The organism is Pseudomonas sp. NY15463 (assembly GCF_048068415.1).
Classification (GTDB): Bacteria; Pseudomonadota; Gammaproteobacteria; order Pseudomonadales; family Pseudomonadaceae; genus Aquipseudomonas; species Aquipseudomonas mosselii_C.
This window is the reverse complement of record NZ_JBLUQD010000008.1, coordinates 192,666-204,981: the sequence shown is the minus strand read 5'-3', so window position 1 is coordinate 204,981 and position 12,316 is coordinate 192,666. Positions and strand designations below refer to the sequence as shown.

Here is a 12,316-nt window from a genome sequence, read left to right as displayed (position 1 = left end):
ATGCGCATGATCCGCATGCTGTTGGTATCTGCCCTGGCCGCGGCCAGCCTGTCGGCCCACGCCGGGGAAAAGGATGTCCAGCGCCTGACCCAACTGCTCGAGAAGTCGCAGACCATCGAGGCCAATTTCTCCCAGCTGACCATCGATGCCAGCGGCACCAGCTTGCAGGAGACGTCGGGCAAGATGACCGTCAAGCGCCCGGGCCTGTTCTACTGGCACACCGACGCGCCCCAAGAGCAGGTGGTGGTGTCGGACGGCAAGAACGTCACCCTATGGGACCCAGACCTGGAGCAAGCCACCATCAAGAAACTCGATGTGCGCCTGAACCAGACCCCGGCGCTGCTGCTGTCCGGTGACGTGTCGAAGATCAGCCAGAGCTTCGACATCAGCTCGCTGGAGCAGGGCGAGGTCATGGACTTCACCTTGAAGCCCAAGACCAAGGACACCCTGTTCGACTCGCTGCGCGTGTCGTTCCGCAAAGGCCTGATCAACGAGATGCAACTGGTCGATAGCGTTGGTCAGCGCACCAACATCCTGTTCAACGGCGTCAAGGCCAACGCGCCTGTACCGGAAAGCCGATTCACCTTTGACATTCCCAAAGGTGCGGATGTCATCAAGGAGTAACCGGAGCCTGTGATGGACCTGTTTCGAAGCGAACCTGTCGCCCAGCCCCTGGCCGCCCGCTTGCGTCCGTCCAACCTGGATGAGTACGTCGGGCAGGAGCACCTGCTGGCGCGCGGCAAGCCGCTGCGCGAGGCGCTGGAGCAGGGTGCGCTGCATTCGATGATCTTCTGGGGGCCGCCAGGGGTGGGCAAGACTACGCTGGCGCGGCTGCTGGCACAGTTTTGCGATGCGCACTTCGAAACGGTCTCGGCGGTGCTGGCGGGGGTCAAGGAAATCCGCCAGGCCGTCGAGGTGGCCAAGCAGCAGGCCGGTCAGTATGGCCGGCGTACCATCCTGTTCGTCGACGAGGTGCACCGCTTCAACAAGTCGCAACAGGACGCTTTTCTGCCTTATGTGGAAGACGGCACGCTGATCTTCATCGGTGCCACTACCGAGAACCCTTCGTTCGAACTCAACAACGCACTGCTATCGCGGGCCCGGGTCTATGTGCTCAAGAGCCTCGACGAAGCGGCCCTGCGCAAGCTGGTGGAGCGCGCCCTGAGCGAGGAGCGCGGCCTGGGCAAGCGTAACCTGCGACTGGGCGATGACGCCTTTAAGATGCTCATGGCCGCCGCCGATGGCGATGGCCGGCGCATGCTCAACTTCCTCGAAAACGCCTCTGACCTGGCCGAGGACGGCGGTGATATCGGCGTCGAGCTGTTGCAAAGCCTGCTCGGTGATAGCCGTCGGCGCTTCGATAAGGGCGGCGAGGCGTTCTACGACCAGATTTCGGCGTTGCACAAGTCGGTGCGTGGCTCTAACCCCGATGGCGCGTTGTACTGGTACGCGCGCATGCTCGATGGTGGCTGCGACCCGTTGTATATCGCTCGTCGGGTGGTACGCATGGCCAGCGAGGATATTGGCAACGCGGACCCGCGCGCACTGAGCCTGTGCCTGGCGGCCTGGGACGTGCAGGAACGCCTGGGCAGCCCCGAGGGTGAGCTGGCCGTGGCTCAGGCGATTACCTATATTGCCTGTGCACCCAAGAGCAACGCGGTGTACATGGGCTTCAAGGCGGCCATGCGCGAGGCCGCCGAGCACGGCTCGCTGGAGGTGCCGCTGCACTTGCGCAACGCGCCGACCAAACTGATGAAGCAACTGGGCTATGGCGAGGAGTATCGCTACGCCCATGACGAACCCGATGCCTACGCTGCCGGCGAGGACTATTTCCCCGAGCAGCTCGAACCGCGCCAGTATTACCAACCGGTGCCACGTGGCCTTGAGCTGAAGATTGGCGAGAAACTGCGCCATCTGAGCGAACTCGACCGCAATAGCCCCCGTCAGCGGAGAAAACCGTGATTGCACTGATCGCTGCTGTGAGCGCTGGCGGTATCGCCGGCACCTTGCTGCGCTTTGCCACGGCCAATTGGGTCACCGCCCACTGGCCACGGCACTTCTATCTGGGTACGCTGGCGGTCAACTTGGTCGGCTGCCTGCTGATCGGCCTGCTGTACGGCCTGTTCCTGCACAAACCCCTGGTGCCGGTCGAGCTGCGCGCCGGGCTGATCGTGGGCTTTCTTGGCGGCCTGACGACGTTTTCCTCCTTTTCGCTGGATACCGTGCGCTTGCTGGAAAGCGGGCAAGTCCCGCTAGCCTTGGGCTATAGCGCGATCAGCGTAATGGGCGGGCTGCTCGCCACCTGGGCGGGCCTTTCGCTGACCCGATTCTGAACCAATACCTACACATAACGAGAGAACGATATGCTCGATTCCAAACTGTTACGCGGCCAACTTCAGGAAGTGGCGGATCGCCTGGCCTCCCGTGGCTTCAGCCTGGATGTCGCGCGCATCGAGTCACTGGAAGAGCGCCGCAAGGCGGTGCAGACCCGCACCGAGCAGCTGCAGGCCGAGCGTAACGCCCGCTCCAAGTCCATCGGCCAGGCCAAGGCCAAGGGCGAGGACATCGCCCCGCTGATGGCTGACGTCGAGCGCATGGCCAACGAGCTGGCTGCTGGCAAGACCGAGTTGGACGCGATCCAGGCCGAGCTGGACGGCATCCTGCTGACCATTCCCAACCTGCCGGACGCCAGCGTGCCGGTGGGGGCCAGCGAAGACGACAACGTCGAAGTGCGCCGCTGGGGCACTCCAAAAGCTTTCGATTTCGAGATCAAGGACCATGTCGCCCTGGGCGAGATCAGTGGTGGACTGGATTTCGAAGCCGCCGCCAAGCTCTCCGGCGCACGTTTTGCCGTGTTGCGCGGCCCTATCGCTCGCCTGCACCGCGCACTGGCGCAGTTCATGATCAACCTGCACACCGGCGAGCACGGTTACGAGGAAGCCTATACCCCGTACCTGGTACAAGCTCCAGCCCTGCAAGGCACTGGCCAGTTGCCGAAGTTCGAGGAAGATCTGTTCAAGATCAGCCGTGAGGGTGAAGCTGACTTCTACCTGATCCCGACCGCCGAGGTGTCGCTGACCAACCTGGTGGCCGAGCAGATCCTCGACGCCAAGCAGTTGCCGATCAAGTACGTCGCCCACACCCCATGCTTCCGTAGCGAGGCTGGTGCTTCGGGCCGAGATACCCGGGGCATGATCCGCCAGCACCAGTTCGACAAGGTCGAGATGGTTCAGGTGGTGGAGCCGTCCAAATCCATGGAAGCCCTCGAAGGCCTCACTGCCAACGCCGAGCGCGTACTGCAACTGCTGGAGCTGCCATACCGCGTGCTGGCCTTGTGCACCGGCGACATGGGCTTTGGCGCGGTGAAGACTTACGACCTGGAAGTGTGGGTCCCGAGCCAGGACAAATACCGTGAGATCAGCTCCTGCTCCAACTGCGGCGACTTCCAGGCCCGTCGCATGCAGGCGCGCTGGCGTAACCCGGAAACCGGCAAGCCAGAGTTGGTGCATACCCTGAACGGCTCGGGCCTGGCGGTTGGGCGTACGCTGGTGGCGGTGCTGGAGAACTACCAGCAGGCCGACGGCTCGATCCGCGTGCCGGACGTGCTCAAACCCTACATGGGCGGCCTTGAGGTGATTCGCTGATATGGACTACCTGCCGCTATTCCACAAGCTGCAGGGGGCGCGCGCGCTGGTCGTCGGCGGTGGCGAGATCGCGCTGCGTAAGGCGCGCTTGCTGGCCGATGCCGGGGCTGCGCTGCGCGTGGTGGCGCCGCAGGTCGACGACCAGCTCGCCGCCTTGGCCCGCGAGGTTGGGGGCGAAGTGTTGGTGCGCGGATACCAGTCCAGCGATGTCGCAGGCTGCCGTCTGGTCATCGCGGCCACCGACGATCCTGCGCTCAACGCCCTGGTTTCTGCCGACGCCCAAGCGCTGAGCGTGCCGGTCAACGTGGTGGATGCGCCGGCCCTGTGCACGGTGATCTTCCCAGCTATCGTCGACCGTTCACCTCTGGTGGTGGCGGTGTCCAGCGGTGGCGACGCGCCGGTACTGGCACGGCTGATCCGCGCCAAATTGGAGGCCTGGATTCCTGCGGCCTACGGAGAATTGGCGGGGCTTGCCGCGCGCTTTCGCGAAAAGGTCAAGGGCCTGTACCCGGACGTCAACCAGCGTCGCGGCTTCTGGGAGAGCGTGTTCCAGGGCCCGATTGCCGAGCGCCAGTTGGCTGGGCAGGGCGCCGAGGCCGAGCGCCTGTTGCAAGCGATGGTCGACGGTGCGCCTGTGCAGCAAGGCGGTGAGGTGTACTTGGTCGGTGCAGGCCCGGGCGATCCTGACCTGCTGACCTTCCGCGCCTTGCGCTTGATGCAGCAAGCTGACGTGGTGCTGTATGACCGCTTGGTGGCTCCGGCCATCATCGAGATGTGCCGGCGTGATGCCGAGCGTATCTATGTCGGTAAGCGCCGTGCTGACCACGCCGTACCGCAAGACCAGATCAACCGCCTGTTGGTGGACCTTGCCCAGCAGGGCAAGCGCGTGTTGCGCCTGAAGGGGGGCGATCCGTTCATCTTCGGCCGTGGTGGCGAGGAGATCGAGGAACTGGCCGAACAGGGTATCCCGTTCCAGGTCGTACCGGGCATCACCGCCGCCAGCGGCTGCTCGGCTTATGGTGGAATTCCGCTGACCCACCGTGACTACGCCCAGTCGGTGCGTTTCGTAACCGGGCACCTGAAGGACGGCACCAGCAACCTGCCTTGGAACGACTTGGTGGCGCCTGCGCAGACCCTGGTGTTCTACATGGGCCTGGTGGGCTTGCCGACCATTTGCGCCGAGCTGATCCGCCATGGGCGCGCGGCTAGCACGCCAGCGGCGCTGGTGCAGCAGGGCACAACCCGCAACCAGCGGGTGTTCACCGGGACGTTGGCGGATTTGCCAGCGTTGGTGGCCCAGCATGAAGTGCATGCGCCGACCCTGGTGATCGTCGGGGAAGTGGTGCAATTGCGTGACAAGCTGGCGTGGTTCGAAGGGATGCAGCAAGACAGTTGAACCGCATGGGCCGCTGTGCGGCCCATCGCGCCCCCGGCACGGCAGGCGCGATTGATGCGTGCATGCCGCTCAGTCGGCCTGCCAGATTCCCTTGCCCGGCAACCGCTCGCGATCATGCGGCTGGTTGAAGTCCTGCAGCGGGCCCTTGGGCACGATACCGGTCGGGTTGATGGTCTTGTGGCTCATGTAGTAGTGCTTCTGGATATGTTGCATGTCCACCGTATTCGCAACACCTGGCCACTGATACAGCTCGCGCAGCCAGTTGGAGAGGTTCGGGTAGTCGCTCAGGCGGCGCAGGTTGCACTTGAAGTGGCCGTGGTACACCGCATCGAAGCGCACCAGCGTGGTAAACAGGCGTATGTCGGCTTCGGTCAGGTATTCACCGGCCAGGTAACGCTGCTGGCCGAGCAGGGCATCGAGGTGATCCAGCTCGTTGAATACATCGTCGAACGCCGCCTCGTAGGCGTCTTGCGTGGTGGCGAATCCGGCGCGGTACACGCCGTTGTTCACTGCCGGATAGATGCGCTCGTTGAGCGCATCTATGGTCGCGCGCAGCGGGGCGGGATAGAGGTCCAGGGTATTGCCGGTCAGTTCGTCGAAGGCCGAGTTGAAGATACGGATGATCTCGGCCGACTCGTTGTTGACGATGCGTTTTTCCTGTTTGTCCCACAGCACCGGCACGGTCACACGGCCGGTGTAGTGCGGGTCGTCCTGGGTGTAGCGCTGGTGCAGGTACTGCAAGGCGTCCAAGTGGTCGCCGGTGGAGCCGTTCTGCCGGTCGAAGGTCCAGCCGTGCTCGCCCATCAGCCAGCTCACCACCGACACATCGATCAGCGGTTCCAGGCCCTTGATGGCGCGCAAGATCAGGGTGCGGTGGGCCCATGGACACGCCAGCGATACGTACAGGTGGTAGCGACCTGCCTCGGGGGCGGGCAGTGCGTTACGACGCTGTGCGTTTTCACGCTTGAAGGCACCGTCCTTGCCGTTCTCATACCACTGATCGTGCCAGTGACCCTCGATCAAAAGGCCCATGCTGAAGCTCCTTGGAACAAAAGTTGTTTGTCGTTGGAGCCCAGTCTAGAGAAAAACGTTCGAATAAATAGCGCAAAGACTAGGGTCTTTTAATCGCTTAATTCGATGGTTTGGCGATTAGCCCAGTACGCGCGAGCGTTGCTGAAGGCGTGCTCACGGTCCTGGCCCAGCCCGCGTAGCGCCAGGGCCATGGTCGCTACCACGGCCAGTTCACCGTAGCTGTCCTCGGACTCACCACGCCATACCGCCAACAGGTGCTCAGGTTCGAGGCTTGCCGGTTTTACATGGCGCTGGGCGCTCAGGGCCGGCCATTCCTCGTCCCAGGCCTCGCCTTGCGAGGTGCCGTAGAGGTGGCTGATGACATCTGGATTGACCTCAATCTCGCCCCCGTCGCCCTTGATCACCACGGCGTGGTCGCCGAGCAGGCGGCTGGCCTCGCGGTGTACGGCCTGATAGCCGGGGTGAAAGATGCTTTGCAGGCCGCAGCGGGCGGACAGCGGGTTGAGTACACGGGCCAGGGAGTGGATGGGAGAGCGCAGGCCCAGGGTGTTGCGCAGATCAATCATGCGTTGCAACTGCGGTGCCCAGTCCAGCAGTGGGGCGAACGCCAGGTTGCCGCGCTGCAGTGCTTGCTCGACTGCGGCCCAGTCGCGGCACACCGGTATGTCCAGCAGGCCCAGCAGTTGCTCGGTGTACATCCGCCCGGCCGTGTGTGCGCCGCCGCCGTGCATGAAGATGCGCACGTCGTTGCCGGCCAAGCACTTGATCGCCAGCAGGTACCAGGGCAGGTGACGCTTCTTGCCGGCGTAGCTCGGCCAGTCGAGGTCCACCGCGATGCGCGGTGCCGTGAGCTGGGCACGCAGGGCCTCGGTGAAACCGGCCAGTTCGTCGGCGCTCTCTTCCTTGTGTCGCAGCAGCATGAGAAAGGCGCCCAGTTGGGTGTCCTCGACCTTGCCTTCGAGCAGCAGGCGCATGGCTGCGCGGGCTTCCTCGCGGGTCAGGCCGCGCGCACCGCGCTTGCCTTTGCCCAGGATGCGCACGAATTCGGCGAAGGGGTGTTCGGCTGGGGTTTCCAGGGTCAATGGGCGTGGAAGTGACTGGGTCATATGCAGTTGGTCGGTTTGGGCAGGCCCGCGAGCTTCGCGGCGAGTTTGGCGGGGGTGCCATTGAACAGGCGATTCAGATGCAGGCTATTGCCCTTTTCCACACCCAGGTTGAGCGCAGTGTACTTGATCAGCGGGCGGGTGGCTGGCGACAGCTGGTACTGCGCGTGAAACTGGCGCAGCAGTTCGAGAATCTCCCAATGCTCGGCGCTCAGGGCAATGTGCTCGCGGGCGGCAAGGGATTCGGCGACCTCGTGGGACCAGTCCTGCAAATCGACCAGGAAGCCGTCCTTGTCCAGGGCGATTGAGCGATCGCCGACAGTCAGGGTGTTCATAGCCAGCTGTTGACCTTGTCGTAGTGTAGGGTGAGTTCGACGAATGCGGGATAGTCCAGCGCTTTGACCTGGGCCGTTTCGAGGGCCCGGGCTCGCAGGTCTTCGTCCAGGGCGTACAGGCGATCACCGAGCCCGGCTGCCTGCAACGCATGCAGCGGCGCGCTGCCGGGCCGCAGCGCGTAGGTGGCATCACCACACAACAGCAGCGCGTCATCGGGTCCCAGAAGGCGCAGGCAACTGGCCAGGCGTTCGTCGCCAAAAGGCGAGTGGGCAATGATATGCAGGGTTGTCATCAGAGCGTCACCACATGGTTGAAACGGGCAATCAGCGCCTTGAGCGCGGTCTCATCGAGCACCTCGACCGGCAAGCTCAGTGCCTCGCCGCTGAGGCCCCTGAGGGCCAGGCTGTGGCCACAGGCGAACAGCGCCTCGACGCCGAACATCGGCAGGGCCTGGAGGTTGGCGGTCAGATTCTTCTGTTGCAGGGCATCGGGCTGCTGGGCTGCGGTCAGTTGGAACACGCCGTCGTCCAGGAACAGCATGCCCAGCGGAAGGTCAAACGCGCCACCGGCCAAGGCAATGTCCAGCGCCTCGCGGGCGGATGGGCCGCTCCACGGCGCCTGGCGACTGATGATCAACAAGGATTTGCTCATGTCAGTCGCCTCCGAAGCAGACCAGGCGATCGGCCAGCTGCGCCGCCTCGTGCAGTTGGCCGAGACCTGACAACTCCCATGGCTCAGGCAGGTTCACCGCCGGGCGCTGGTAGCGATTGGCTTCGGTGTCATCGAGCACCCCGCGGCGTAGGGCGGCGGCGATGCACACCACCGCGTCCAGGCGATGGGCGCTGACGAACGCACGCCACTGCGCGGCGATATCTTGTTCGTCCTGGGGCGCAACGATATTGGCTGAGGCGCTGTGCACCCCGTCCTGATAGAAGAACAACCGGGCAATGTCATGCCCGCCGGCCAGCACTGCCTCGGCAAAGCGCAGTGCGCGCCGCGAGGAGGGCGCATGGGCCGGGGAAAAGACCGCGATGGCGAATTTCATGGAAAACCCGTGCAAAGGAATGTCGCCATGATAAAGCAAAAAGCCCGCGCAATCAGGCGCGGGCTCTGGGCGGCTGGCCGTGACGGTTTCAGGCCGGCTCTTTGCTCTCAGGCAGGAACCAGTTGAGCACCAGTGCGCACAGACCGCCCGTGGCTACTCCCGACTCCAGCACGTTGCGAATGGCCGCTGGCATGTGTGCGAGGAACTCCGGCACCTGCGCGACGCCTAGGCCCAACGCCAGAGACACGGCAATGATCAGCAGCGCGCGACGGTCCAGGCGGGTGCTGGCAAGAATATTGATGCCAGAGGCCGCCACTGCCCCGAACATCACCATGGCCGCGCCCCCGAGGACCGGCTCCGGCACGGCCTGGATCACTCCAGCCACACTTGGGAACAGGCCCAGCAGCACCAGCATGGCGGCGATCCAGATGCCGATGTGGCGGCTGGCGATGCCGGTAAGCTGAATCACACCGTTGTTCTGCGCGAAGATCGAGCTGGGGAAAGTGTTGAACAGTCCGGCCAGCAGCGAGTTGGCACCGTTGACCAGTACGCCGCCCTTGATGCGCTGCATCCATACGGGGCCTTCTACCGGCTGGTGCGAGACCTTGCTGGTGGCGGTGACGTCACCGATGGCTTCGAGCGAGGTCACCAGGTAGATCACCAGCATCGGGATGAACAGCGCCCACGAGAAGCCCAGGCCAAAGTGCAGAGGCGTCGGCACCTGGAACAGCGCGGCCTGGTGCATGCCGGTGAAGTCCAGGCGGCCAAGGTAGCCGGCCAGGGCATAGCCCACGGCCAGGGCGATGACGATAGCGCAACTGCGCATCCAGGCCACTGGGATTCGGTTGAGAATAACGATGATCGCCAGCACCACCCCCGACATCAGCAGGTTCTCGCCGTTGGCGAAGGTGCCGTTGTGCATTGCACCAAAGCCACCGCCCATGCTGATCAGGCCAACCTTGATCAGGGTCAGGCCGATCATCAGCACAACGATACCGGTCACCAGCGGAGTGATCAGGCGCTTGACGAACGGCAGGATGCGCGAGACGCCCATCTCCACGAAGGACCCGGCGATCACCACACCGAAGATTGCTGCCATTACCGCCTCGACCGGCGTGCCTTGCTGGACCATCAACGCTCCACCCGCAATCAGCGGGCCCACGAAGTTGAAGCTGGTGCCCTGAACGATCAGCAGTCCAGCGCCAAAAGGCCCAAAGCGCTTGCACTGAACGAAGGTGGCGATGCCCGAGATCACCAGCGACATCGAGACGATCAGGTTGGTGTCGCGCGCCGAGACGCCCAACGCCTGGCAGATCAGCAGTCCGGGGGTCACGATCGGCACGATGATCGCCAACAGATGCTGTAGGGCGGCCAGCAGGCCGATCAGCAGGCGCGGTTTGTCTTCCAGGCCAAGCACCAGTTCATTGACAGGCGCCGCCGCGCTTGGTTGGTGTTCGTGTGAACTCATGGAAAGTGCTGCCCCGGCAGAAAAAAGGAGCGCATTCTACGGGCTGAAAACCGAATGGGGTAGGGGCTCGCAGGATGGCGCTACGGCCTGCGATGGATTACTCAGGAAGCTGACTTCTTGGTCAGCATGTATCGCGACATACCTGCTTGTTCACAGGCATGAAAAAGCCCGCAGAAGCGGGCTTTTTCTTTCATTGGCTGGCGACCTGAATCAGTCGTCGCGGCCCATGATGCCGAACAGTTGCAGCAGGCTGACGAACAGGTTGTAGATCGATACATACAAGCTGATGGTCGCCATGATGTAGTTGCGCTCGCCGCCGTGGATGATGGCGCTGGTCTGGAACAGGATGCACACCGACGAGAACAGCACGAAGCCGGCGCTGATCGCTAGTTGCAGGCCGCTGATCTGGAAGAAGAAGCTCGCAACCACGGCGCCCAGCAGAACGAAGAAGCCGGCGGTGATGAAGCCGCTGAGGAAGCTCATGTCCTTGCGGGTGATGAGCACGTAGGCGGACAGGCCACCAAACACCAGAGCGGTCATGGCGAAGGCGGAGCTGACCACTTCGGCGCCCCCGCTCATGCCCAGATAGCGGTTGAGGATCGGCCCGAGGATGAAGCCCATGAAGCCGGTGAGGGCGAAGGTAGACACCAGGCCCCAGACCGAGTCACGCAGCTTGGCGGTCAGGAAGAACAGCCCGTAGAAACCGATCAGCACGACGAAAACGTTCGGGTAGCGTACGCCCATCTGCTGGGAAACGAAGGCCATGATGCCACTGAAGGCGAGGGTGAGTGCCAGCAGGCTGTACGTGTTGCGCAGGACCTTGCTGACTTCCTGCTGCTCGACCTGTTGGCCGTGGTGTACGGCGTAATCCTGTTCGCGCATGGCGACACTCCTTAGGCGGTGGACCGGGGTCTCGGACCCTGGGTATTGAAACGTAAGTGAGCAGAGCATACCAGAGCTGTCGCAACCCGCGACACAGAGAGTTTGACAGCTTGTTTCATTACGGTATTATTGCCGCCGCAAACGCGCTGGAAGCGTGGCCGAGTGGTTTAAGGCAACGGTCTTGAAAACCGTCGATGGGCAACTATCCTAGAGTTCGAATCTCTACGCTTCCGCCATATTCAAAGCCCTGATTTTTCAGGGCTTTTTGCGTTTTTGGGGCATAGTAAAACCACCCATGGGAATACTCTTGGGAATGGTTTGTTGTGGAAGCGCTTCCGAAACTTTCCCTATTTGGTGGGTTTCGCCAGGGCTCCAACTCGGCGATATACCCGCTCTGTGATGTCGCCCTTGGTATGGCCGAGCAGCAGACTAGCGTGGTCAACATCGGTGATTTCCGAGGCTGCTTTCGGGCGAATGTCACGGAACTGGAATTGGCTGATACGGCCGGCCAGCATCTGGTCACCAGCGGCAACCGCTTCCCTCACGGCTTCCTCCCGGGCATCGTCCCATCGGTGGCGAAGCATCGGCGCTGTGACGCGTTTCCCGTTATCAGTCAGCAGTAGGTATGGCGAGCCGTGCGGTGCGTTGCGCTCCAGGATCTTTCTAATCAGCGCGCCTAAGCTGCTCTCTACTCCGTCCACCTCAAGCATGATCCGCAGCTTCTTCTGGGTCTTCTTCTGCTTTACGCCGAGGGCTTTGTCCTCGATGTCGTCCCTCCTCATCACCAGCACGTCCGCCGGACGCTGGCCCGTCAAATACGCCAAGTCCATGGCATCCTTCAGTTCGCCCACCGCTTTCGCGTAAACCGCGTTCCAGATCGCGTCGTTGGCGTAGAAGTCTCTCGGCACCTCCTTGTTCTTGCGCACTCCCTGGCACGGATTCTCGTTGGTAGTGAGCCCCCATTCCCGGGCTATGTTGAAGATGTGCGATAGGGTGGCGATCTCGCGATTCGCCCTGACTGGGGCGGTCCTGGCATCGCGATACTTCGCCACATGTGCAGGGGTGATGCCGTCGATTGGGGCCTTGTCGAAGTAGTTTCGCAACTGGCGTATCTCGGCCAGATTATCCTTCTGTGTGCGTGGCGCCTTCTTCGGGATGATGTCACGCTCGTAGCGGTCGAAGATGGCGGCCATGGTGACCAGGTCTTTGGGTTTCTCCTTCGCCTCTAGCTCTGCCCACTTCAGTCGAGCCAGGCTCAGGTCGGTGCCCAACGTTATCTCTTTACCCGACTTGTCCCGGTAGTAGTAGCTAACCCATCCCTTGTCGGGATTTTTCTTGCTCTTACTGGTCCGCTTTCGTCGGTACACACCCGGAGGCAAGTCCCTGTTTTCGGTCTTCCTAGGACGCATT

Annotated in this window: 14 protein-coding genes and 1 tRNA gene; 6 read left to right on the top strand and 9 right to left on the bottom strand. The window is 62.7% G+C overall.

Annotation, left to right across the window (positions count from 1 at the left end; genetic code table 11):
• From lolA to cysG, 5 genes are read left to right on the top strand one after another with little or no spacing between them, the layout of a single operon-like run.
• Positions 1 to 624, top strand: coding sequence for an outer membrane lipoprotein chaperone LolA (gene lolA, locus ACNFIC_RS20860; RefSeq protein WP_138221064.1), 624 nt, complete (start codon positions 1 to 3; stop codon positions 622 to 624).
• A gap of 12 nt (positions 625 to 636) precedes the next feature.
• Positions 637 to 1,962 carry a replication-associated recombination protein A gene (locus ACNFIC_RS20855; RefSeq protein ID WP_138221065.1) on the top strand — a complete coding sequence of 442 codons (1,326 nt, stop codon included), beginning with the start codon at positions 637 to 639 and terminating at the stop codon, positions 1,960 to 1,962.
• Positions 1,959 to 2,333, top strand: coding sequence for a fluoride efflux transporter CrcB (crcB, locus tag ACNFIC_RS20850; protein WP_138221066.1), 375 nt, complete (start codon positions 1,959 to 1,961; stop codon positions 2,331 to 2,333). Before ACNFIC_RS20855 ends, crcB begins: the two co-directional genes overlap by 4 nt.
• A 30-nt stretch (positions 2,334 to 2,363) precedes the next feature.
• Complete coding sequence (serS, locus tag ACNFIC_RS20845; protein ID WP_416781827.1) at positions 2,364 to 3,644, top strand: serine--tRNA ligase; 1,281 nt, start codon at positions 2,364 to 2,366, stop codon at positions 3,642 to 3,644.
• Position 3,645: 1 nt separating this feature from the next.
• Entirely contained in the window at positions 3,646 to 5,040 is a 1,395-nt protein-coding gene (gene cysG / locus ACNFIC_RS20840) for a siroheme synthase CysG (RefSeq protein WP_138221068.1), read from the top strand.
• 69 nt (positions 5,041 to 5,109) lie between these two features.
• Here cysG and ACNFIC_RS20835 read toward each other — a convergent pair whose 3' ends face one another.
• From ACNFIC_RS20835 to ACNFIC_RS20800, 8 genes are all read right to left on the bottom strand, one after another.
• Positions 5,110 to 6,072: a glutathione S-transferase family protein gene (locus ACNFIC_RS20835; RefSeq protein ID WP_416781826.1), complete on the bottom strand. Its 963-nt coding sequence runs from the start codon at positions 6,070 to 6,072 to the stop codon at positions 5,110 to 5,112.
• A gap of 89 nt (positions 6,073 to 6,161) precedes the next feature.
• Positions 6,162 to 7,178: a glycosyl transferase family protein gene (locus ACNFIC_RS20830; RefSeq protein WP_416781824.1), complete on the bottom strand. Its 1,017-nt coding sequence runs from the start codon at positions 7,176 to 7,178 to the stop codon at positions 6,162 to 6,164.
• Entirely contained in the window at positions 7,175 to 7,510 is a 336-nt protein-coding gene (locus ACNFIC_RS20825) for a TusE/DsrC/DsvC family sulfur relay protein (protein WP_138221071.1), read from the bottom strand. Before ACNFIC_RS20825 ends, ACNFIC_RS20830 begins: the two co-directional genes overlap by 4 nt.
• Positions 7,507 to 7,803, bottom strand: coding sequence for a sulfurtransferase complex subunit TusB (gene tusB / locus ACNFIC_RS20820; RefSeq protein WP_416781822.1), 297 nt, complete (start codon positions 7,801 to 7,803; stop codon positions 7,507 to 7,509). The genes ACNFIC_RS20825 and tusB overlap by 4 nt, the downstream gene beginning before the upstream one ends.
• Positions 7,803 to 8,162 (bottom strand): sulfurtransferase complex subunit TusC, encoded by a 360-nt coding sequence (gene tusC, locus ACNFIC_RS20815; protein WP_416781821.1) that lies wholly within the window; start codon positions 8,160 to 8,162, stop codon positions 7,803 to 7,805. Before tusC ends, tusB begins: the two co-directional genes overlap by 1 nt.
• Before the next feature lies 1 nt (position 8,163).
• Positions 8,164 to 8,556 carry a sulfurtransferase complex subunit TusD gene (gene tusD, locus ACNFIC_RS20810; protein WP_138221074.1) on the bottom strand — a complete coding sequence of 131 codons (393 nt, stop codon included), beginning with the start codon at positions 8,554 to 8,556 and terminating at the stop codon, positions 8,164 to 8,166.
• A gap of 88 nt (positions 8,557 to 8,644) precedes the next feature.
• On the bottom strand, positions 8,645 to 10,024 hold the full coding sequence (locus tag ACNFIC_RS20805; protein WP_416781819.1) for a nucleobase:cation symporter-2 family protein: 1,380 nt from the start codon (positions 10,022 to 10,024) through the stop codon (positions 8,645 to 8,647).
• 210 nt (positions 10,025 to 10,234) lie between these two features.
• Positions 10,235 to 10,906 carry a Bax inhibitor-1/YccA family protein gene (locus ACNFIC_RS20800; protein WP_416781817.1) on the bottom strand — a complete coding sequence of 224 codons (672 nt, stop codon included), beginning with the start codon at positions 10,904 to 10,906 and terminating at the stop codon, positions 10,235 to 10,237.
• A gap of 148 nt (positions 10,907 to 11,054) precedes the next feature.
• On the opposite strand from ACNFIC_RS20800, the gene ACNFIC_RS20795 reads away from it, so the two are divergent.
• Positions 11,055 to 11,142 (top strand) — tRNA-Ser (locus ACNFIC_RS20795).
• 111 nt (positions 11,143 to 11,253) lie between these two features.
• Here the strand turns inward: ACNFIC_RS20795 and ACNFIC_RS20790 are convergent.
• Positions 11,254 to 12,315, bottom strand: a complete 1,062-nt coding sequence (locus ACNFIC_RS20790) for a tyrosine-type recombinase/integrase (protein ID WP_416781816.1) — start codon at positions 12,313 to 12,315, stop codon at positions 11,254 to 11,256.
• Position 12,316: the final 1 nt, after the last annotated feature.

Coding starts and splice junctions, on each gene's coding strand:
- lolA (WP_138221064.1), top strand. CDS start 1: ATGCGCATGATCCGCATGCTGTTGGTATCTGCCCTGGCCGCGGCCAGC.
- ACNFIC_RS20855 (WP_138221065.1), top strand. CDS start 637: ATGGACCTGTTTCGAAGCGAACCTGTCGCCCAGCCCCTGGCCGCCCGC.
- serS (WP_416781827.1), top strand. CDS start 2,364: ATGCTCGATTCCAAACTGTTACGCGGCCAACTTCAGGAAGTGGCGGAT.
- cysG (WP_138221068.1), top strand. CDS start 3,646: ATGGACTACCTGCCGCTATTCCACAAGCTGCAGGGGGCGCGCGCGCTG.
- ACNFIC_RS20835 (WP_416781826.1), bottom strand. CDS start 6,072: ATGGGCCTTTTGATCGAGGGTCACTGGCACGATCAGTGGTATGAGAAC.
- ACNFIC_RS20830 (WP_416781824.1), bottom strand. CDS start 7,178: ATGACCCAGTCACTTCCACGCCCATTGACCCTGGAAACCCCAGCCGAA.
- ACNFIC_RS20825 (WP_138221071.1), bottom strand. CDS start 7,510: ATGAACACCCTGACTGTCGGCGATCGCTCAATCGCCCTGGACAAGGAC.
- tusB (WP_416781822.1), bottom strand. CDS start 7,803: ATGACAACCCTGCATATCATTGCCCACTCGCCTTTTGGCGACGAACGC.
- tusC (WP_416781821.1), bottom strand. CDS start 8,162: ATGAGCAAATCCTTGTTGATCATCAGTCGCCAGGCGCCGTGGAGCGGC.
- tusD (WP_138221074.1), bottom strand. CDS start 8,556: ATGAAATTCGCCATCGCGGTCTTTTCCCCGGCCCATGCGCCCTCCTCG.
- ACNFIC_RS20805 (WP_416781819.1), bottom strand. CDS start 10,024: ATGAGTTCACACGAACACCAACCAAGCGCGGCGGCGCCTGTCAATGAA.
- ACNFIC_RS20800 (WP_416781817.1), bottom strand. CDS start 10,906: ATGCGCGAACAGGATTACGCCGTACACCACGGCCAACAGGTCGAGCAG.
- ACNFIC_RS20790 (WP_416781816.1), bottom strand. CDS start 12,315: ATGCGTCCTAGGAAGACCGAAAACAGGGACTTGCCTCCGGGTGTGTAC.